Origin of the sequence: Companilactobacillus sp. HBUAS56275 (assembly GCF_036913655.1) — a bacterium.
GTDB lineage: Bacteria > Bacillota > Bacilli > Lactobacillales > Lactobacillaceae > Companilactobacillus > Companilactobacillus pullicola.
The window spans coordinates 400,644-423,195 of record NZ_JAYKKK010000001.1; the positions used below are offsets into that span (position 1 = coordinate 400,644).

General features: G+C 34.6%; 22 protein-coding genes. 7 read left to right on the top strand and 15 right to left on the bottom strand.

What is annotated here, in order from left to right:
- From U8526_RS01830 to U8526_RS01855, 6 genes are all read right to left on the bottom strand, one after another.
- Positions 1–828, bottom strand: coding sequence for an aldo/keto reductase (locus U8526_RS01830; RefSeq protein WP_334340263.1), 828 nt, complete (start codon positions 826–828; stop codon positions 1–3).
- A 7-nt stretch (positions 829–835) separates the two neighbouring features.
- The gene (locus U8526_RS01835; protein WP_334340264.1) at positions 836–1,354 is read right to left on the bottom strand and encodes a flavodoxin family protein; all 519 of its coding nucleotides are present in this window, start codon (positions 1,352–1,354) and stop codon (positions 836–838) included.
- Positions 1,355–1,364: 10 nt separating this feature from the next.
- Positions 1,365–1,904 carry a flavodoxin family protein gene (locus tag U8526_RS01840; RefSeq protein WP_334340265.1) on the bottom strand — a complete coding sequence of 180 codons (540 nt, stop codon included), beginning with the start codon at positions 1,902–1,904 and terminating at the stop codon, positions 1,365–1,367.
- A gap of 10 nt (positions 1,905–1,914) precedes the next feature.
- Complete coding sequence (locus U8526_RS01845; RefSeq protein WP_334340266.1) at positions 1,915–2,556, bottom strand: SDR family NAD(P)-dependent oxidoreductase; 642 nt, start codon at positions 2,554–2,556, stop codon at positions 1,915–1,917.
- Positions 2,557–2,698: 142 nt separating this feature from the next.
- Positions 2,699–3,517: an aldo/keto reductase gene (locus tag U8526_RS01850; RefSeq protein ID WP_334340267.1), complete on the bottom strand. Its 819-nt coding sequence runs from the start codon at positions 3,515–3,517 to the stop codon at positions 2,699–2,701.
- Between the two features lie 87 nt (positions 3,518–3,604).
- On the bottom strand, positions 3,605–4,510 hold the full coding sequence (locus U8526_RS01855; protein ID WP_334340268.1) for a LysR family transcriptional regulator: 906 nt from the start codon (positions 4,508–4,510) through the stop codon (positions 3,605–3,607).
- A gap of 111 nt (positions 4,511–4,621) precedes the next feature.
- Here U8526_RS01855 and U8526_RS01860 point away from each other — a divergent pair, with 111 nt between their 5' ends.
- Both U8526_RS01860 and U8526_RS01865 read left to right on the top strand, forming a co-directional pair.
- Positions 4,622–5,275, top strand: coding sequence for a nitroreductase (locus U8526_RS01860; RefSeq protein WP_334340269.1), 654 nt, complete (start codon positions 4,622–4,624; stop codon positions 5,273–5,275).
- A 150-nt stretch (positions 5,276–5,425) separates the two neighbouring features.
- Positions 5,426–6,355 (top strand): DMT family transporter, encoded by a 930-nt coding sequence (locus U8526_RS01865; protein ID WP_334340270.1) that lies wholly within the window; start codon positions 5,426–5,428, stop codon positions 6,353–6,355.
- Positions 6,356–6,407: 52 nt separating this feature from the next.
- Here U8526_RS01865 and U8526_RS01870 read toward each other — a convergent pair whose 3' ends face one another.
- Entirely contained in the window at positions 6,408–8,606 is a 2,199-nt protein-coding gene (locus U8526_RS01870) for a Tex family protein (protein ID WP_334340271.1), read from the bottom strand.
- Between the two features lie 164 nt (positions 8,607–8,770).
- Here U8526_RS01870 and U8526_RS01875 point away from each other — a divergent pair, with 164 nt between their 5' ends.
- Positions 8,771–9,304, top strand: coding sequence for a GNAT family N-acetyltransferase (locus tag U8526_RS01875; protein WP_334340272.1), 534 nt, complete (start codon positions 8,771–8,773; stop codon positions 9,302–9,304).
- Positions 9,305–9,364: 60 nt separating this feature from the next.
- On the opposite strand, the gene U8526_RS01880 is transcribed toward U8526_RS01875, so the two are convergent.
- On the bottom strand, positions 9,365–10,030 hold the full coding sequence (locus U8526_RS01880) for an NAD(P)H-binding protein (protein ID WP_334340273.1): 666 nt from the start codon (positions 10,028–10,030) through the stop codon (positions 9,365–9,367).
- Positions 10,031–10,138: 108 nt separating this feature from the next.
- Positions 10,139–10,705, bottom strand: a complete 567-nt coding sequence (locus U8526_RS01885) for a helix-turn-helix domain-containing protein (protein ID WP_334340274.1) — start codon at positions 10,703–10,705, stop codon at positions 10,139–10,141.
- A gap of 114 nt (positions 10,706–10,819) precedes the next feature.
- Here U8526_RS01885 and U8526_RS01890 point away from each other — a divergent pair, with 114 nt between their 5' ends.
- Positions 10,820–12,043: an MFS transporter gene (locus U8526_RS01890; protein ID WP_334340275.1), complete on the top strand. Its 1,224-nt coding sequence runs from the start codon at positions 10,820–10,822 to the stop codon at positions 12,041–12,043.
- A gap of 29 nt (positions 12,044–12,072) precedes the next feature.
- On the opposite strand, the gene U8526_RS01895 is transcribed toward U8526_RS01890, so the two are convergent.
- On the bottom strand, positions 12,073–12,456 hold the full coding sequence (locus U8526_RS01895; protein ID WP_334340276.1) for a VOC family protein: 384 nt from the start codon (positions 12,454–12,456) through the stop codon (positions 12,073–12,075).
- 114 nt (positions 12,457–12,570) lie between these two features.
- Between U8526_RS01895 and U8526_RS01900 the strand changes: the two genes are divergently transcribed.
- Positions 12,571–13,566, top strand: a complete 996-nt coding sequence (locus U8526_RS01900; protein WP_334340277.1) for an ROK family protein — start codon at positions 12,571–12,573, stop codon at positions 13,564–13,566.
- Here U8526_RS01900 and U8526_RS01905 read toward each other — a convergent pair.
- The 4 genes from U8526_RS01905 to U8526_RS01920 all read right to left on the bottom strand — a co-directional run bounded on the left by U8526_RS01905 (position 13,553) and on the right by U8526_RS01920 (position 19,231).
- Positions 13,553–13,870, bottom strand: a complete 318-nt coding sequence (locus U8526_RS01905) for a hypothetical protein (protein ID WP_334340278.1) — start codon at positions 13,868–13,870, stop codon at positions 13,553–13,555. The genes U8526_RS01900 and U8526_RS01905 overlap by 14 nt on opposite strands.
- A gap of 104 nt (positions 13,871–13,974) precedes the next feature.
- A complete protein-coding gene (locus U8526_RS01910) occupies positions 13,975–16,176 on the bottom strand; it encodes an alpha-galactosidase (protein WP_334340279.1) in 2,202 nt (733 codons plus the stop codon).
- 4 nt (positions 16,177–16,180) lie between these two features.
- Positions 16,181–17,704 (bottom strand): glycoside hydrolase family 32 protein, encoded by a 1,524-nt coding sequence (locus U8526_RS01915; protein ID WP_334340280.1) that lies wholly within the window; start codon positions 17,702–17,704, stop codon positions 16,181–16,183.
- An 18-nt stretch (positions 17,705–17,722) separates the two neighbouring features.
- On the bottom strand, positions 17,723–19,231 hold the full coding sequence (locus tag U8526_RS01920) for a PTS transporter subunit EIIC (RefSeq protein WP_334340281.1): 1,509 nt from the start codon (positions 19,229–19,231) through the stop codon (positions 17,723–17,725).
- Positions 19,232–19,361: 130 nt separating this feature from the next.
- On the opposite strand from U8526_RS01920, the gene U8526_RS01925 reads away from it, so the two are divergent.
- Complete coding sequence (locus tag U8526_RS01925) at positions 19,362–20,183, top strand: AraC family transcriptional regulator (RefSeq protein WP_334340282.1); 822 nt, start codon at positions 19,362–19,364, stop codon at positions 20,181–20,183.
- Positions 20,184–20,291: 108 nt separating this feature from the next.
- On the top strand, positions 20,292–21,461 hold the full coding sequence (locus tag U8526_RS01930; protein WP_334340283.1) for a CAP domain-containing protein: 1,170 nt from the start codon (positions 20,292–20,294) through the stop codon (positions 21,459–21,461).
- A 73-nt stretch (positions 21,462–21,534) separates the two neighbouring features.
- On the opposite strand, the gene U8526_RS01935 is transcribed toward U8526_RS01930, so the two are convergent.
- Positions 21,535–22,365 (bottom strand): metallophosphoesterase family protein, encoded by an 831-nt coding sequence (locus U8526_RS01935; RefSeq protein ID WP_334340284.1) that lies wholly within the window; start codon positions 22,363–22,365, stop codon positions 21,535–21,537.
- Positions 22,366–22,552 lie beyond the last annotated feature (187 nt).

Sequence of the window (22,552 nt, forward strand, 5' to 3'; positions counted from 1 at the left end):
TTAATAACTATTCTCAATATGCAATAAGCGATTCATGTCAAAATCAGAAATTTTAAAATTAATATCTATATTCTGTTTGATATGTTCTGCTGAAGATGACTTGCGCCATAAAGGTAATCCCAATTGCCATATGAATCGAATACATAATTGTGAAATTGAAATATGGTATTTATCGGCAATCCTTTGAATTTCTGGGTGATTCAATAAAATTCCATGCGGAACTACTGAATATGCTTCCGTTAAAATATTATTTTCATTATCATAATCAATTAATTCTTTTGGTATATTACCAATATTTATTGCGGCTTGATTTACACTTGGCCTTATTTGAGAATTATCAATAATATTTTTTAAATCAATGCTCGTAAAGTTACTTACCCCCATCGACCTCACTTTTCCTTCTGTCACAGCATTTGTTAGGGCTCGCCAAACTTCCAAATTTCCATCAAAAAATCTTTTATCGGGATTCAAAATTTTAGTCCATGGCTGCGGATTATGGATAAGCATCAAATCTAAATAATCCAGTCCCATCTTATCAATCGTCTGATCAATTGAATTCACAGCTGTTTTATAGTCTTTTATTTCAGCATCTATCTTTGAGGTTACAAACATATTTTCACGTGATATGCCTGATTCTTTTATTCCAATCCCAACACTTCGTTCATTTTTATAAGACTGTGCAGTATCAATATGACGATAACCATAATTAATTGCGGTTTTAACGGCACTACTAGTTTTATTATCGTCACTCATAAACCATGTACCTAGTGCCATCTTAGGCATTTCAATACCATTGTTTAAAGCTATTGTCTCTTTTGTAATTAACATAAATTAGTTACGACCTTATCAATTTATCGAGAGTTTCATTTAGTTTATGAGAATTTCCATAAATAGAACTGTCAATTTTTAATCCTTTAATATAATTGCTACTCTCCGGTAACATTTCTTTTAGATCATTTTCATAGTTGTAATCAGTATCGACACAAGTCCAGTAAGCTTTGATATTCTTGTTACTTAGATTGGTTTGAGTCAAATAAGACATGATTGGATCTGATAAAGTCCATCCCCAAACAGGACCACCAATTATAATATTTTCATAATTTGAAATATCTGGTAATTTATTCTTAATTCCACCCGGTAAGTTATTCATATTAGGTAGAGGCTCGCCATGATTAGGGATAGCATTGACCCCACGCCAGTGTCGCACTACTTCCCAGCATGGATACATCGATTTAGGATAATTAACTTCTGACTCAATATTGAAAAGATCGATTTTGTATTCATCATGAATTTTTTTAGCAATAGTTTCATTTAATCCCGTCAAAGAATAATACACTAATAACGTTTTACTCATTTAGCTTCTCCTAACTAATATTTTTACTTAGATCCGCTGTTTCAAAAATATATTTTCTCAATTTTTTGGCATTCCAAGAATCAGAGCCAATAACTGTTCCTTTAATGTTCCAACGCATGTACTTACACAATTGTTCAAAATATTCTACTAAAGGACGATATGCTGAACTATTTTGATCACCGGCATCATATCCAGTAATAAGAATATAAACATCTTTACCCCCTTTTAATTCATGATTGTATTCATAAAATCTATCTATGATGGCCTTTAGTTCTGCATTGATTCCGTAATAATAAAGTGATGTACACAATACCAACACATCAGAATCAATAATATGAGGCATAACTTCTTGAGAAATAAGATCATCATCGTGAATTGTTGCTTCATTTTCATCCAATTTCAAAAAATTTATTTGTGATGCATTTAATCCCGCATCAAAACGATATACGTTATTTTTATCACTGGTTCCATTCACAAAAGCATCAGCCAACTTACTTGAAGTGCCATTTAAATGTGGACTTCCAGTTAAAATCGTAATTTTTCTGGACATAATTTATCTCCTATTTGTAATCAATTTCCCACTCGTTGCGATCTTGATTAAGTTTCCAAAATGATTCCGCAATATTGTCAGGATCAAAGTGTGTACCACGCTTTATTTCTCCGTAAATAGTGACTGTTCCAACAAAAATGTTTTTATTTTGAAAACTGTCATGCAGTCCTTTTGCCAAATTACGCAAAGCTGCTTTTCCAACTGCTAAACCTAAGAATCCAGGGAACGGTTGTACCGCAGCGAAACCACCAGTAAACAAAATGCTTCCATCGGTCATACTTAATTTATCTTCCAATTCCAAGACAGCTTGGTAAGCACCAATGACGTCTAAATTTAAATGATCAGATAATTGACTAACGGTTAGTTTGTCACCATCTGGAGCCGTAATTCCGGCATTATAAATTAAAGTATCAATTGTGTCTGTCTGTTCCTTAATCGTATTCAAACTATTTGTAAAGTTAGCTTTGTCTGTAATGTCGGTCACAACAGGAATCGCCTCAACACCTTCATTTTTTAATTCTTCAGAAATCTTAGTTAACTTGTCCATGCTTCTAGCAAGGATAAATACCCGATAGTTTTCTTGTCCAAATTTTTTAGCTAGACTTTTCCCTAGGCCTTCTCCGACACCAATAACCACTGCTGTTTTTGTCATTACTCTTATCTCCTTTTAATAACTGTGATCATTATGTCAGTCATATTAAAAAGGTGGAATTGGTTTAATTGTTAGTAATGTATTAATTTCTAGTTAATACTGTACTCAAAAAAAACGATATCCGCGTATGGATATCGTTTTTTTAATATGCTTCTTGTCCCATAGAACTAGGCCAGTTTACTCCCGAATGACCCTGATCCAAATTTTTAATGATATTTATTTCATTATTCGTCAACTCAAAATCGAAGACATCCAAATTTTCAGCAATATGTTTAGGGTTAGTGGACTTTGGAATAACCATAATATGTTGTTGTGTCAAAAATCTCAGAATAACTTGTGCTGTCGATTTTTGATGATCCGCCGCAATCTTTACAATTTCTGGCTCACCTAAAACCGGACTCATGCCTTCACCTAATGGAGCCCATGATTCATGTAAAATATCATTCTTATCTAAAAAGTCATGCATTTTATTTTGTTGCCAATAAACATGTGTTTCAATCTGATCAACCATAGGTTTTATTTCTGCATGATCAATTAATTTTTGCACTTTTTTACTATTAAAATTACTTACTCCAATAGCCCTTAGCTTGCCTTCTTTATAGGCATCTTCCAACGCTCTATAAGTACTGAGATTATCAATTGTTGGCCAGTGAATGATCATCAAATCAAAATAATCCAATCCTGCTCTTTGGAGTGATTCATCTATTCCACGTAGTGTACTTCGATAACCAGAAGTTTGAGTTTTGGATGTAATAAACAATTGATCTCGTGGTACATCACTATTATTAACTGCCGCACCAACTTCTGCTTCATTTCCATAGTTTTGAGCTGTGTCAATACTTCTGTACCCAAGACTGATTGCTTTAGCAACATTTTCTTCAGTTATAGAAGCAGGCATCTGATATGTACCAAACCCAAGTGCTGGAACCTTAACACCGTTATTCAATTTAAAATAATCCATCGTTTAACTTCCTTTTTAATTGATGAATCAATTGTAACCACCGCGAATAAAAAACAGAATACTTTATTAATTAGTGTCCTATTAACCCTATGTTAATGCTTCTTCTTTTTTACTATACTCTAAACCAATTTCTTCTATAAAATGTTTAACCACACTAGATGCATCTTTAGAATAGACGATTCCATAAGGCATTTGATAACCATCATCCATTTCAATTGCTTTTATTGGCGCATAGACATCTTTCCAAATATCAAGTGTCTCCATAATGTAATTGTTCTGACTACAAATATTAAAGGTATTAATATCATAAAAGTCTTCATTATCAACTACTGTAATGCCATTTTCTTCCAACTTATCTCTTAAAGCATCTAATCGTGGTGACAATCCCCTCTTCACCAAAAGAACTTTATCTTCTTTCAAATCTTTCAACGATATCATATCTCTATTTGCCAAATGATTATTTATAGGAACTCCCCAGTATGCCTTTGTCTCAGGTAATTCATACGTTTGATATGGACCATGCTTGATTTGCTCAGAGTTTATCGGACCAACAAAAAAATCGATTTTCGTACCAATATTGGTAAACATTCTCTGCATACTTAACGGATCATCTTCGAATGAAACTAAATCAACCTGATAATCATTTTTATTCGACATCTTTGACCACAATTTAATCAATGGTTGTGCTGAACGTAATAAAGAAGTACCAATCTTAATAACCTTTTTCCCATTATTATCTATTTCGAGTGTTTTCTTTAGAATCGACTCTGATTCAGAAATATAATCGGTAACTGCATCATGAAAGAATTCTCCAGCTTTCGTCAAACTTACTCCCTGAGTTGTCCGATTAAGCAAACGAACGCCAACCATTTCTTCAAGACTATTCATTTGTTTCATGACCGAAACGGAAGAAATAAAAAGATGATCTGCGGCCTTGGAGAAACTTCCATCCCTAACAACTTGAATAAATGTATCCAATTTTAAATCATACAAAGATATTCACTCCCATCTGTATTAACTTACTGTTAATACAATACTAATTTTTCAATCAATTCCTTGTCAAGAACAATGAATTTATACTAAAAAAGAAGGAAGGTTAACAATATGGAAACACAAAATGCAATTTTAAATCGTCACTCAACACGCTATTTTGCCGATAAGGAGGTAGAAATATCCGATATAAAGAAAATTCTAGAAATAGCTCAAAAAGCTCCGTCTTGGGTAAACTCACAACCTGAACATATATACTTGGCAACTGGAGATTCCCTAGAAAAAATACGACAAGGATACATAAACAAAACTAATGATGGCTACCATGGTAATCCCGAGTTGCCGGTATTAAGTAGAAAAAACTGGGCCAAACAAGGCAGAACTAACATGGCAACTTGGTCTCAAGGAGTAAGCAATACATTAGGATCTAACTGGCAAGACGTTATGGGAAATGCCGCAATGAAGCTTTATAATGCGCCTGCAGTAATTTATTTAACCTTACCAAAAGATTATTCACTTTGGTCTTTATACGATTTAGGTGCTTTTGGACAAACATTGATGCTGGCTGCAACTGATATGGAAATTGATAGTATGACAGCCTACCAACTAATCAAATATCCTGATATTTTGCGAAGCTCTCTTCCCATCTCAAATGATGAAATAATTATTTCTGGAATTGCCTTGGGATATAGAGATAGTGCCGCTTACGTAAATCAAATAACTTCCAAGCGACAATCTCTAGAAAAGATATTAACCATAGCTAAGTAATAAAGCGAGTTCTGAATTATTTTAGAACTCGCTTTTTTTATTTCCTCACGTATTAACTAGAAGTTAACTCTAGATTAACAATTTACCCAATTCTATGAAATAGGTATTCCATGTAACATATCATTTATCAACAAACGGAGGAATTTTTATATGTTACTTTTTTTCATACTAGGCATCACAACTGGTGGTTTTATTCCATTACAAACTTCAATTAATTCTCAATTACGTAATAGAGTAAAAACTCCATTTTTATCATCATTGATTTCATTTTTAGTCGGTACTGTCTTTTTAATTATCTTAAGCTTACTAACTGGATCAGGTATCCCACTAATGAACGGATCATTATCTGCCTTACCATGGTGGGGATACCTAGGTGGTATCATCGGCATGATTTGTTTAACAATCAATATTTTCTTGTTCCCTATTCTAGGAAGCGTTCAAACTGTTATTATCCCCATGGTCGGACAAATTTTAATGAGTGTTGTTATTGATAATTTTGGTTGGTTCTACGCCAAAACGAGTCCATTATCTCTAACGAAATTACTGGGAATTATTTTAGTCATTGCGGGTATCATGATCACAATCGCCTTACCTTCTATATTATCTAAAAAATCCAACACAACTAAATCAACAAATAGAAATCAAAAATTGATCTGGCAAATAATTGCTCTTTTGGACGGTTTTGCCTTTTCAATCGAGTCTACAATTAACGGACACGTTGGGGTTGTTTTGAAATCACCTATCTATTCAGCATTCTTAACTTTCCTAATTGCTTCAGTTATCTTAATAGTTATTAACTTGATACAAGGTAATTTCAAAAATATGAAATTTATCGCATCGACGCATACTCCTTGGTGGAACTTTTTAGGTGGTATCATCGGAGGAATTAATATCTTCATTAACGCTTTCTTAGTTCCACAAATCGGTATCGGTTTGGCAACAATTCTTGGTTTACTTGGTCAAATAATCATCAGTTTGGTCATCGATAATTGGGGGTTCTTAGGAGCTGAAATCAATAGATTACAAATCACAGGTATTTTGACAATCATTTTGGGGATTGTCGCTATTGAATTAATTTAATAATAAAGGACCGATACTAGTTTTATAAACTAATATCGGTCCTCTTTATTTATTATTTTTGATTTTCTTTACGCATAGTCAATTGAATTCGATTGCGATCTTCATCAACACTTAATACCCAGACAGTTACAATATCACCAATCGTCACTACAGTACTAGGATCACTAACAAAATGATCTGACAATTGTGAAATATGAACTAGTCCATCTTGTTTAACGCCGATATCAACAAAAGCTCCAAAATCGATCACGTTACGAACGGTACCCTGGAGTTCCATCCCTGGCTTTAAATCAGCCATAGTCAAAACATCTTGGCGTAATAATGGTGCCGGCATGCTATCACGTAAGTCACGGCCTGGTTTACTCAATCCAGAAATAATGTCTGCTAAAGTTGACTCACCAATATCCAACTTTTCAGCCCATTGTTTTTGATCTAATTTGCTTAACTTTTGTTGTAACTCCGGTGTTCCAATGGCATCTATCGTCACATTGATACCCGACAACAATTTTCGAGTTGCGGAGTAACTTTCGGGATGAATATCGGTATTATCCAACGGATCGCTACCCGCAATAATTCTTAAGAAACCAACTGACTGTTGGTAAGCTTTAGGTCCCAATCGAGGAACAGATTTCAAATCTTGACGTTTAGAAAATGAGCCATTCTCATTTCTATAAGTCACAATATTTTTGGCAGTAGTGGCTGTCAAACCAGAAATATGTGTTAACAATTCCGGACTTGCAGTATTTAGATTGACTCCTACTTGATTAACAGCGGTTTCGACGACACGATCCAATTGTTCATCTAATTCTTTTTCAGGGACATCGTGTTGATATTGACCAACTCCAATAGCCTTAGGATCAACTTTGATCAATTCAGCTAATGGATCTTGCAAACGACGTCCAATACTGACGGCTGAACGTTCTTCAACGTGTAGATCAGCAAATTCTTTACGAGCGTTGGCACTAGCAGAATAAACAGATGCTCCGGCTTCATTAACAATGACATAATAAACCGGATGATCCAAAGTTTTTAAAATTTCACTGACGAACTCTTCGGATTCACGACTGGCTGTTCCATTACCAATAGCAATCATTTCAACATGATATTTTTCTAATAACTTTTTGAACTCAGGTCCAGCTTCGGCACGTTGTTTAGCGCTAGCTGGTTTGTGGGGATAGATAACCTGTTTGGCTAAGAAACGACCATTAGCATCCATAATTGCTAATTTACACCCTGTCCGATAAGCAGGATCAAAGCCCATGACTACTTTACCCTTTAATGGTGCCTGCATTAACAGATGATACAAATTATTACCGAATACTTGGATAGCATGTTTATCAGCGTTATCGGATATTTGACGGCGCAACTCTCGTTCAATTGATGGACCGATGAATCGTTTATAAGCATCCTCAAAAGCTGCCGTGATTTTATCTACAGCTGGTCCATTGTGACGTCTAACTAAACGAGAATTTCCGTAATTTAATATTGAAGTTGAATCAACCGCAACCCCAACTGTTAAGATTTTCTCACGTTCACCACGATTGATGGCTAAAACACGATAAGGTGGTACCTGTTTCAAAGCTTGCGTGAATTCATAATAAGTCGCATAAACTTGTTGTTCGTCTTTTTCCTTGGCACCTCGTTTGACTTTACTTGTCAATTCTCCATTTGCCCAAGTATAGCCACGAATCCATTCTCTAAAGTCAGCACGCTCACTGAAATTTTCCGCCAAAATCTCGTTAACTCCGGCCCAAACAGCGTCTAAATCAGGCAAATCTTTATCTGCGGAAATAAACGTTTTTGCCTTCGCATCGAGTCCTTTTTCAGGAAAGGTCATCAGCCATTTAGATAATGGTTCCAATCCGGCTTCTCGTGCTATCGTAGCTTTAGTACGACGTTTTTGTTTATATGGAAGATATAGATCTTCAACTTGTTGTAAAACTGTGGCTTGTTCTAACTGCTTTTTCAAATCAGGAGTTAGTTTTCCTTGTTCGTCAATCAACTTCAAAACGTCAGCACGACGCTGATTAAGTTTCATTAGCCGATGTGCTTCATCTTCAATTTCACGAATGGCCACTTCATCCAGTGTACCTGTTCGTTCTTTACGATAACGAGCAATAAAAGGTACAGTGTTGCCCTCATCCAAAAGTGTCAAAACAGCTTGAATCTGTTGTACGCGATATTGACCTAATTGTTGGTGAACTGGTTTTGCCAAATCAACTATGTTATTTTCTTCTTGTTTTACTGCCATGTGATCCTCCATTGTTGATGGTACTTGGATTAAATGCGTCTTCAATTATACCATGGTCAATCACAAAATCAGTCGTTCACCTTGTCTTAAAATTTCCCCCAGATTATAGTTAAGAAAAATTAAAGTGATAAAATAAAATTATCTTAATTATACGGAGGGCCAAAATGAGCTCAATTTACATCAGACGTGCACAAGTTCCAGATTTAAATGAAATAATGAATATTATCGGTCAAGCTCAAGCTATGTTAAAGGCAGATGGTAGTCCTCAATGGCAAAGCGGATATCCTGACAAGGCTACTTTAAAAAATGACATTATGGCTCAACAATGCTGGGTTCTAATGGTTGATGGAAAAGTCGCTGGTACTGCAACCTTGATTGTCGCTGATGATCCTAATTATCGTGAAATTACTGAGGGACAATGGGAAAACAATACTGATCCTTACGCAACTATTCATCGTATTGCTATCAATCCTGACTATGCCGGTCAACACTTAGGTAAGATCTTTGTTTCAAATTTGATCAGTCAATCCTTCCAAAATGGTATTCACAACTTCAGAATTGATACTCACAAACTAAATAAGAGAATGCAACACCTAGCAACTAATTCAGGTTATGTTCATCGTGGCAAAATTTACGTTGACGAACCTGCCGCTAATCATGAAGACAATGCTCGTTTGGCTTTTGAACTAAATCTATAATATTCGTTTAAACATAAAGAGACCAACAACTCGATTTTGAGTTATTGGTCTCTTTTCCATTTACAATGCAAAATTAATATTCAATTTCTTAACGTCTTTTGTATCCGGATCACTGACACCAATAACATCTTTGCTATAAAGGGATGGATCCTTGATAATCTTCAAGATAGCATCCACAACACTCTTTCTAGTATCAGAGATCCCAGCAAATTTCTCACCACGAACTGTGATTTCATACTTCACTTCATCTCCATCGTTTAACCAACCGAAACGAATGATAGTGTAGTCAAGCACTGAATCTTCATAGAGCTTAGCTGAATGACGTAGACCTGGCAAAATATTTTTAAGAATTCCTTGATTCCATTTAGAAAAATCTTCATTTGGTTCCTCTGTTTCAAGTCCGATAGAACTAGTGGCCAAAACTCGACTGACTTTGCCATCTTCCATAGCTTTAATAATATTAGCCGTGGCATCGCTGCTAACAAAATCATCTGCGAAGGCTACATAAACGAAATCGACATCTTCCATGGCCTTTTTCAAAATGTCTGGTTGAGTGGTATCACCTTGAATTAGTGTCACGCGTGGATTATCTTCGTACTTCTTCAGACGACCCTTATCTCTCAATAATAGTTTCAAATTGATTTCACTGAATTGATCCTCATTTAAAATTCGTTCCTCAACCATTCGAGCAACTTGACCGTAGGCACCTATAATCAACACATTCATAGTAAGACCTCCAAAGTATTTTCAATATCATCATGAATATATCGAATTAAAAATGAAATCACAATTAATTACCGTCCAGTGTTACATATTGTCCAACATTATTAATATTTACCATTTTTCCAATTGAATCTTAACATGACGCTTATTTTTCGAGTCAGGATTAGGATCATTTTTTTCAGCATTATTTAATATCTTAAATAAATCTGACATAACTTGCTTTTCGCCCTCTGGAGATAAGTCTATTTCTGCATGTGCTGAAGTAGTCTTTTCTTCATCAGTTCCATTATTAATGGTTTCTCTTAAGGCATCAATGAACTCATGGTGTTGCAACATTACTAACTGAAGTGTTTGTTCAGCGTGCTCTTTGATCCAATCATCTGAGAAATTTAAAACATTATCATCGTCATCCGCAATATATTTTGTTTTTTGATTTAAAAACAAACTAGAGTAATAATTCTCAGTTAAATTTTTAATTTTCTCTTGTTTAACAATTTTTAAAAGATCAGCATCCATCATCTTGTTCAATGTGTAATATAGCTGATTATTGGGAATTTTAGTAGCCTTTGAAATCTGTTTGGGAGTTAGTCCCTCTTCGACTTTAGTGGCTTTCAAGATTTTGCCAACTTTGTCATCGACCATTAATTTGGCAAATTGATCTACTGTGACTTTGGACATAATTTTCACCTCTTTATCAGCATAAATGTTTGACAAATTGAAATCAAACAATTAAAATTCATTTATCATTTAAATTAATTTAAACGTAAAATAATTTTATACGGACGTGATAATATGAAAAATTTAGTTAGGAATCAAGCTTTTATGACCTTAACTGGTGCTGACTTTTTTGAAACTATCGGTACTAGTCTATTCAATATTATTTTACTAACCTATGCACGTGGCTTTGCTAACGCCAGTATCATGGTTTCCATTGTTTCAGTTGCGACGGTTATGCCTGGCGTTCTCGGCATTATCACTGGGCAAATTGCCGACCGAACTTCCAATAAAAGAGTCTGGTTAGCCAGTACCAAGTTTATTCAAGCAGGACTCTATATACTTTTAGCCCAATTAATTAATCAAAAGCAAGTCTTTCTACTAATGATTATTATCTTAATTAATATTTTTTCAGATATCATCGGTATGTACAGCAATGGTTTACGTATGCCAATTATTCAAACTAAGATTGATCGTGAATCTCAAGAAGAAGCTATGGGTATCACTCAAGGTATCTTGACCATCATGCAGACTGTCGGTCAGGCTGTTGGTGTCAGTCTATTAGCTTTAACAAATAACTATCAACTGGCCGGTTATATCAACGCCTTAACCTTTTTGGTCGCCGGTATAATTCTAATTTGGGGTTACGATTCTCTCAAGGTCGAACAAGTTAAACATAAAGCACCTTCCATTCACAAACTCTTGGCTCAAATGAAACAGGCTCTCGAAAAAAGTTCTGACACTAACGCATGGGCTTTACTGGGAAGTATTTTCTTTATAAATGCCGTTGGCTCCAGTCTAGATGCCGTTATTAATCTTTATCTAGTAGATCAAGGAAATAAATTGCCTCTACCCTTCAGTGTTAGCGTGCTGATTATCAATACCGTTCTTGTAGCTGGGACAATTCTAGGAAGCGTTCTACATTCTGGATGGTTCAAAAATTTGTCTTTCAAGTCTGTTATGATCACATGTATCATAGCTTGGGGATTATTCTATATTAACCTCTTAAGCTTAAAAAGTTTTATCGCCATTATTATTCCTGTGGCTATTGGTGGCTTCTGTATGGGTCAAGCTAATCCCAAATTAACTGCGGCATTACTAAAAACTGCCGATGAAGAAATTATTGGTAGTTTAACCGGCTTAATGAATACAGTCTCAATTATTTCAATGCCCTTAGGCGCCATCGGTATCGTTCTAATTTACAATTTGATCAATCCGGCCTCAGCCTATATCGTATCAATGATATTATTAGCTTTATCAGCTGCCTGTCTTTTTCTACCTAAAAAAGGAAACGAGAATTAATCTCATTTCCTTTTTTTCATACCATTATTTTAAACCGTCAATTCAATTTGATTTCCTTCAGGATCGAGAACAACACTTTCATAATAACCATCGCCGGTTACTCTTGGTCCACTCAAATGAGTATAGCCATCTGCTTCAATTTGTGCAGACACTTCATCGACCTTTTCTTTTGATCCTAGTGACATAGCAAGGTGCATATAGCCCAATGGGTATCCATCCAATTTTTCTTGATTCAAATCCTCACGAGTACATACTTCAAGTCTAGCTCCGTCAGCAAATGTTAAAAATCGTGAAGAAAAAGTTGTTTTAACATTATGATATTTTTCAGAAGCTGTTGCTCCAAAATATTTCTCATAGAATGAGACTGTTTTTTCCAAATCATTAACGAAAAGTCCAACATGTTCAATTTTCATACTATTACTCCCCAGAAAGTTTTTTAATTAACTTTATAAACTAAGTTTACTAAGTTGCAAAATTAATATACCATTGGTGTATAGAATTGTCTAGGAAACCAAGGAGAAAAATTCATGAATAAAAATATTCCTGAACTTATGCGGGAAAGGAATCTCAATTTTATCATTCAAACTATCGCTCAAAATGATTCCCTCTCGTCAAAAAAAATTGCTGACAATACTGGTTTGAGTGTCGTCAGCGTAAATAAATTAATTAAGATTCTTATTGAAAAAGAAATTATCACCAGTAGTCTGCAGAAGGTTTCGACTGGCGGTCGTCGTGCTGTTCAATATACTATCAACGGAAAAAATTTTAATCTACTAACTATCCGTATTTTAGAAATAGATCAAAAAATGATAGCAAAATTAGAGATTATCAATCTGAATGGCGATATTATTTCTGATAATGATTTACAGACAGAAGTCGTGCACCCTGAAGACCTGTTGCAATCTATTGAAAAAATATTGCAACTACAAAAATTGACTCCCAATTTAATCATCATTGGAACTTCTGGTGTGGAATCAACTCAAAAAATGATTCTGAGTGACATCCCCGGATTATCAGGGATAAATTTGGAACAATATCTTTTCGAACATACAAATATCGCCGTGAAAATTATTAACGACGTTAACGCCATGGTGTTAGGCGCCACCGACAAAAATAGAACGGAGAATACAATTGGAATTTACTATCCTAAAAATTATGCCCCTGGAGTTGGTCTATTCATTTCAGGCAAGCTTATCTTAGGAAAGTCTGGTGCAGCCGGCGAAATTTCCTTAGGCCCAGCTTATAAGAACGTCACTTATCCCATGCAACAGGATGTTTTTGAAAAATACTTATTGAATGATCTTCAAACTATGATTGCACTATTAGACCCTGACAGAATAATAGTCTTTACCCCTGATAGAAAGATTAATAAAAATAAATTAACAGACATTTTACATGAACGAATAAATCAAATATCGGAAACAACAATCGATTTTGATAAGAATATCGACCAAGCCTATCGAAATGGACTAATCAATTACGGTAGAGAACAAATCTTTGAAAGAATTGTTAAAAATGTCTGATAAATTTGACCACACCGAAATAATGATTGAAATCTAAAGGATTGTATTTACCCTTATTTTTCTTACATAAATCATACAAATTAGCTACGGACTTAGGAAGTTTGCCCTTTTGAAAATAAAAATCATAATTGCTCAAGTGAATGCGAAAACCCGCCGAAACTAAATTAACATCGTTAGTTTCCTCTAAAACCTGAGCACACTTCATGATAAGCTTTGACAAACGTTGATCAGCTTTAACTTCCGGATCAGCATATGCCTTACTCAATTGATCCATTAAACTTGCAACTTCTTCAGTTTTCTCCATATTACTTCCCACCTACTCCTAAATTGCCACCAAGAGCTTAATATATTTATCAATTTGTCGCAACAATATACAACAAAAAGTCCGATATAAATATATCGAACTTTTTAATTTGCTTTAATTTCAAATATTTTACTGTCAAAATCCTGTATTCTATCACCGTTAAGAGAATATTCTAATGGCAAACCGATATTCTTTAATTCATCTCCATATAAATAGTATGAATCATTTATTGAATATCTAATTTCATCATTCAAACCATAGAGTTTAACGTGATCGTAACCCATATTTGGATGACTTAACCCTTTGAAGTAACATACCAAAGCTTGTTGTCCATCCCGAGAAACAACCATCCAAGCATCTGTACTACTTAAACTTGTCTTCAATCGATAAAAATCACCTGTAGCAATTAATTCTGCATATTTTCTTTGCAAATTGATCTGCTGTTTAATTATTTCTATCTCCAATTCCGATAAATTCAGCAAATCTAATTCATAGCCGAATGTTCCAAACAAAGCAATATTACCCCGGGTTTTTAAAGGTGTCTGACGACCTGTTTGATGATTAGGTGATGCCGAAACGTGTGTCCCAATGGTTGACAAAGGATAGACATATGACTCACCCTTTTGAATTTCCCATCTTTCATAAGCGTCCGTATCATCACTACCCCACGTTTGCGGCGCATAGTAAAGCATCCCTAAATCAAATCGTCCACCACCACTGGCACAAGATTCGAAAAGAATTTCAGGGTATTTTTTTACTAGTCTTTCATATAACGAATAAACTCCTAAAATGTATCGATGATAAAACTCACCTTGTTGATTTAGAGATAAGTATTGCGAATATGGTTCCGTAATATTACGATTCATATCCCACTTGATATAGTCAATTTTTGTTGTTGAAAGAATTTTATCCATCTGTTTATAGATATTATCTACTACTGCTGGGTTACTAAAGTCTAAAAGGTACTGATTACGTCCTTGACTATGAGACTTATTTTTAATTCCAATAATCCAATCCGGATGTTGTTTAAAAATTGGCGTATCTTCAGATACTGATTCTGGTTCAAACCATAATCCAAAATCCATACCCAGCTTGTGAATCCTACTTGAGAGTCCATCTAATCCATGTGGCAACTTTTTATAGTTAACACGCCAATCTCCCAATGAACCTTTTTCACTATTACGTTCTGCAAACCAGCCATCGTCCAAAACAAATAGGTTACAACCCACTTGAGAAGCTTTTTTTGCCAAATCTAAAATTTTCTTTTCATTAAAGTCAAAATAAGTAGCTTCCCAATTGTTTATTAATACTGGGTTCTTTCGTTTGCGCCATCTAGGAGCAATCAAATGATTTCTAACTAAATTATGAAAAGTTTGGCTCATTTTATTAAATCCTCGATCAGAGAAAACTAAAATTGTCTGCGGAGTGACAAAATTTTCACCCGGGTTTAAGTCCCAAGAAAAGTGATCATCATTAATTCCTGCTGTAACTCTGACAACATCATAAGCATCTAATTCAACAGTTTCTTTATGATTGCCACTATAAATAGTAGAGATACCATAAACTTCGCCACTATTCTGCGTAGTTTCAGAACTAACTAATGCAACAAAAGGATCATGGACATGACCACTTGCACCACGTCTACTACTAATTTCTTTAATTCCCGGATTTATTGATTCACGATTGACCTGTTTTTCACGAGCCCAGATACCATTCAAGGTAATCAGATCATAGTCATCATTAGGCACATCCAAAGCCATACTTTTCAAACTTTTAACGGTATAAATTTGCTCACCGTCATTAACAACTTCAACATTTCTAATCAAACTAGCATTAATACTGTCTATCGTGTAATTCAATTTCATTTTTAAGCCACTATATTGATCCTTTAAAGTGACAATTAACGTTTGGCAGTCTGATTTTGAATACCTAACATGTGGCATACCTTTAATATCAGGCACACCATCAATAATTTTATAATTAGCATATTCAAAATTGGAGATCTCATCACCATCAGGATAATTTATTTCAAATGCTGGCAAACGATAATCACCAGTACCATATTCCGGATACTCCTGCATTAATCGTGATAAAGAGGAATATTGATTACCTGCAATTAAGTCTTCACCCCAAGCCTTATCTGCTTGAGTAACATTTTTCACTGTTCCATGACTTGCAACATGTCGTCCAAAATAAATATGCTCCAGCTTTTGGGTTTTTGGCAAAACTCTAAAAATATAACTTATCTCTTTATTACATAAATAGAATATCTTTTTGTCCGTATCAACTTGAATTAAGGTGTTCATAAAATCACCCCTGTCCGTTCATTTCATATGTTTGTCCTGTAATGTTTGTTGTTCCGCCAATACTGGTCAAGAAGAAATTTGATTGTGATTTATCTGGAAAAATTCTAGATGTGAAAACTTCTTCACCCCCATTGATGAACAATTCAACTGAGGAAGTATCCGTATATATCCGAACATTAATTTTATTGTCCATTGCATAATCAAGTGTTCTCGTCGTTCCATAAGCAATTGAAATATCTTCACCTGCCTTAGAACGATCAAGCACAATTTCGCTCTTCTTTTTATTTAGAATAATTCTAAATCGACGCTGGTCTTCTTCATCGGCAAATAAATCAATTATAAAAGCATTAGAATTTTTAAAATCAATTGTAAAATCATATTCATTAGCAGCCTGACGCAATTTTCGATGATATACCTCATCTTTTAAGGTCTCTCTAATAGTTTGTTTATTAACTCGACAAGTATCTAACTCTTTGATAGGAATCTGATACAACTTGTTGTTTTTAATTCTTAACTCTTTAGGAATTGTCATGCATCCTGAATAATGGAATTTCTCAGTTGGATAACTGGTTTCCGGCAATCCCATCCAAGAAATCAGAATTCTACGTCCATCTGGAGAACTCATCGTTTGACTAGCATAAAGGTCAAATCCATGATCTAATTCTTTTAAGTCTCCTGTGCTGAACTTAGTATCAGGTAATGACAGTTTATTGCCTAATAAATAACAAGTTTGATAAATATTTTGATACTCATTACCAGTACTCTTCAAACCTTGCGGGCAAAATACCAATACGCCTTTCTCATCCAGTTCAAAATAATCAGGACACTCCCACATATAACCTAAGGAATCATATTTAGTATTTAATTCACCCAATAAATTCCAATCTTTGAAATCTTTACTGTGGATAATTAAGGCAGTTCCTGTTAAATTAGCTCTTTGAACACCTAAAATGGCATAATATTCCCCATTCTTTTTCCAAACTTTAGGATCTCGGAAATGAGCTGTATATCCAGAAATAGCACCTTCCATTATAGGGTCATTACCACGATGCACTTTGTTATCTTTATCCATATATGCGGTAACTTGGTATGGAACTCGTAACCAATTATTTTTAGTTTCAGTATTAATCCAGGTATTACCGGTATAAATCATTAATAATTTATCATTTTCAGGTATAGCGCTACCTGAGTATGTTCCGTATCGATCATATTTCGTATCACTCTCAATAGCCGCACCCAAATCTTGCCAGTGAACCAAATCATCAGAAGTTAAGTGCTTCCAGCCATGTTGCGTATAGTGCGGTTCTATTGAATATGCCAAAGGACTCCATTGATAGAAGAGATGATATTTACCATTAAAATAGGAGAAACCATTAGGATCACCTAGAGTACCAGATTCACTTTCTACATGATATTTTTGACGATAAGGACTGGACCTGGTTACATTCTTTTCCTTATCGATAACTTTCTTGGGAACATCGGTTAGATGATCTACCATATTTTTAAATTCTTTAATCCTATTTGTCATAATCATTTAACCTCATAATTAATCAACACTAACTTGTTTTGAAACAACTGTCTTAGTTTTATTTGTTACCTTAGCTTTTGATTCAAATGTCGAAAATTTAGCAACAACTAACGATGCCAAGAAACCTACAGCAATTCCTACTAAATTAGTCAAAATATAATTTACATATCCATTATTTTGAGGAGCAGCAATTGCAATACCAGGTAATCCAGTTGTTCCAAAGGAAACTGCTGTTAACTTAGTTAAATAAATATATGCACCTGCGGCAGCACCACCGATACAACCACCAATCAATGGGTATTTATGTTTAATATTGATACCAAAAAGTGCTGGTTCCGAAATACCGAAAAGAATTGAGAAAAATGCTGAAATAGAAATTTCACGAGATTTAGCATTCTTACGATTTAGGAATAGGAATGCCAAGACACCGCCACCTTGTCCCATTAAAGCACCGGAAAATAGTGGATTCAAAAAATCATATTGAGTAGTTGAGATCAATTGTGTCTCAATAGCACCGAACATATTATGCAATCCAGTAATAACAATTAATTGCTGAATACCACCAAAAATTATATATCCAAAAATACCTAAGGATTGAGACATCCAAACTAAACCATTAGTAATCCATGTTGATAGTGTTACACCAATAGGTCCGACAATCATAAATAAAATAAAAGATGAAATTAAAATAGTTAACATTGGTGAAAGAACGAATTGAATTACACCTGGCAACTTCTTTTGGAAAAAGTTATCTAATTTGGCAATGACCCATCCCATGATTAAGGCAACAATAATTTGACCACCAAAGTTAGTTAGTGATAATTTCCAACCAAAAATATTAGCAATCACTGCTTTAGCGGCACCAGTCTGAACATCAGACATGGCTGGTAAAGAGGCAGACATCATAACTGCACCAATTGCTAGTCCCAAAACTGGTCTACCACCATATCTCTTAGTTGCAGAATAAATAACTATCAAGGGTAACATAGCAAAAATACCGGAAGAGCCTAAATTAACAATAGTACTAATTCCTGAAATTCCAGGGAACATTTGAACAAGTGACTGTGATCCAAATATCTTTTGCGTTAATAAATTATTTAGACCGATTAAGATACCTCCAGCTAAGATACCGGGCAATATTTCAGTGAAGACACCTGTTAAATCATCGATAAATTTTTGAAAAAAGCCTTTTTCCTCGTCCTTATCGACACTTGTATCTTTCTTTTCTGGTTCAGGATTACCAGAATCCACCGAGTAATATTTTATGCCTGTATGTTGAATAAAAACATCGGTTACCTTATCGACTAAGCCAGCTCCAAAGATAATTTGTAATTGATTCTTATTGATATTTACCCCTTTGACCAATTCAATATTATTTAAGGCATCTTTATCAACTTTACTAATATCTTTCAAGGCTATTCTTAATCTTGTAGCACAGTGAAATGCTTCAATAGCATTGTCTTTTCCACCAATTGCTGGAAGAATTTCATCAGAGATTTTCTCATATAGCTTACGATCATTCTTCATAATTTTTTCCTCTCTATAATAAAAAAATATCATTGCGTTATTAACTTACAAATTCATTCTATAGCTCAAGTAACCGTTTTCAAATGGTATAATGTTGATACAGTATGTCGAAATGTTGAATGAGGCTATTATGAAGAAAAATTTTGTTTTCAGTAATGAACAATACAATCCTTACTTATATCTGACATCCGGTGGATATGAAGCAACTACACCATCCCACCAGTACGGACCATTAGGACGATCTGGTTATATGCTACATTATATTTCCGCTGGTAAAGGAGTTTTTATCAGTAATGGTGTGACCTATCACTTAAAAAAAGGTGACTTTATGTATATTGAACCTCAAAAAACGGTCACAATGATTGCTGACAAGATTGACCCTTGGTCTTTTTATTGGATTCGGTTCACTGGTGATTTGATAAAACAGTATATGTCTCAAATCAATATTTCATATCAAAATCCAGTATTATCCATTAAAGACACAACTATTGTTCCACAAAAGATAGTTGAAATAGTCAATTACTCACAAACTCCGAACAGTAGTGATTTTATTTATAGTTCTAAATTATTAGAAATATTAGACTCACTACATGAAACTTTACCTATTGTCTCGTCCAATCAGTCCTCTTCACCAGACATTATCTATACTAAAGCTTTATACTATATCAGAAATAACTACGAATCGACTATCTCTATTAATGACGTTGTAGATTATTTGGCAGTAGATCGAACTTATTTATACAAACTCTTTAAAGAAAACATGAATATTGGACCAAAGGAATATCTAACTAAATACCGCTTAAAAAAAGCATCTGAATTACTTAAAGTTTCCAATGAATCCATTACATTCATTTCGCAATCATGCGGTTTTCCCAGTTATCAACGATTTGCAAGAGTATTTCATAAATATATGGGATGTTCTCCTACTGAATATGAAAAGAAATTTCTATAATTTTCTCAATTTCTTGCCAAACTAACCTGTTTTAATTAATAGAAGTAATATAAAATGTTCATTATAATTAAAGTGTCATGATCTATAAAAAACGGGGGAAATATTAATATGTTTTCTAAAGCTAAAAAAACAGCAATTTTAATCGCTACTGGTGCCCTTTTGGTTACAAATATTAGTGGAACGATTGTTTCCGCTGATACAGTTTCCAACACTAACGATAATTCAACTTCTACAAAAACAAATTCTAGTGATTCTATTGATGCTTCTTCAACAACATCCACTAAGACGCAAGCAGCAAACTATGAAAACATTGATCTTGCTGCTGTTCGAGTCGCCATGTTGAATGAACTTAATCGGCTTAGATCCCAGAATAATTTGGCTCCACTCACGCCAGTCAACGTTTTAAGTAACTACGCTCAGGCTAGAACGGACTCCTTTATTACTTCTGGTGGCGTCGACGATCACTCTAACTGGCATTCAGCTAACATGTATCCTTACAACTTTACTGCTGAGGAAAATATTGCTCAGATGCCATTCTCTATGATTGGTTCAACCGATCCTTTAATTATTGCTGAAAAAATTACTAATGAATTTTATAGCGAAACATACGATTCAACCCCCGATTTTGGCCACAGAAAGAATATGCTCAATCCTTATATAAATTACGTGGGAATTGGTGTCAGTATATCAGACACTGGCATGATTTATTTTTCTCAGGAAATGGGAAATGATAAAGCATCCTACAGCAAATATGACCCTAACGATATCAACGATTACTATATGACTAAGTACAACGATTATGCTAATCCTTCCAAATATGATTTGGCTGATATCAATCGTAAAGGTGCTGATTACACTCAACGTAAAGATTACGTAACTGCTGACTTACGTGGCGGTGTCACAACTAAAGATTATGCAACTTCCGTCTACGACCGTTATGGTGAAAAACGTACCGACTTGGAATTAGCTCCAAATTCTGATTGGATTTCCGATATGGTTGCCACTATTAATGGTAAAAAATATTATCACGTAAGTACTAATGGTTTCGTGTCAGCTGCCGATGTCTTGCCTTGGGCTAAATTCCTATACGGATCTAGTGTCACAGCTACAACTGATGCAAAAGTTTACGACAATAACGGTAATTTTACTGGTAAGATCGTTCATAAAGATAGCAGATGGGTCATGGCTCGACGTGCCGTTAATCCTAAAACACACTTGAAGATGTACCGTATTGGTACCAACGCTTGGCTTCAGGAAAATGAAGTTACCGTAAATTAAGAGATGCCTTCGGGTATCTTTTTTTTGCACAAAAATAGCCGTTATCTAGTTTTCACTAAAAACGACTAATTATTTATTTATTAAAAAATTTACGGACTTCGTGTCGATAATGATATTCAGAATTAACCTTTTTCAGTAATTTTTGATCATGGGTTACCGTGAATCCGGTTTTACGCAAATGTTCATACAAATGAATATAAGGAAGATCTTTACTCTGAGCCAACTTGATTTCTTTATCAACATCATAGCTGACTTTTCTGAAATCTACTTCTATTCTACTCTCATCATCAACTGTCAAAATGGTATAGCATGCGCGCTGATCTTCCATGAATTTAGCATAAGGACTGTACGGCTGACCTGTAGCTCCAGGATTAATGATCAACTGTCCCTTACTGGACGTGCGCATTACTTGTTGATGCGTATGTCCATACAATAAAACATCCTTATCGCCCGCTAAATGGTCAAAATTTTTCTGTGCTTCAGCTGGAAATAGGTCATGTCCTGTTGAACGTTCTGCTTGATTATGTGACAAACCAAACTTTAGTCCATTGACTGTTATCGTCGTTGAAATTGGTCTTTGAATCAATTTTTGATAATGTTTAGGCTTTAAATTATTAATCAAATACTCTGTCAATCTCGACAAGTAAACTTCAGAGGGATCATCATAATCGGCTTCACCATCAACGATACTGTTAATCTCTTGTTCCCAGTTTCCTTGCAACCAGACAGCTGGATGTAAAGATTTTACTGTTTTGTAAAGTTTTTCTGCTCCAGGACCTGGTAAAAATAGATCTCCTAGGAACCAATAATCAGTAGCGCCATTCTTCTTAGCATCTTTTAGAACAGCATTCAACGCTGTCACATTGCCATGAACATCAGAAAAAACTGCAATTTTGTGTATCATTTCTAACATCCCCTAAATTTATAAACTACTCAATTTCAATTTATTAATTATTATTGTATTCCTCTTTCTATACCAATGCTATGAACAGGACATAAAAGTGATATCCTTTCTGTAAATAAATCGTATATTTTCAATATCATATATAAAAATAGGAAGTACACTGAAAATAAGTGTGCTTCCTATTTGC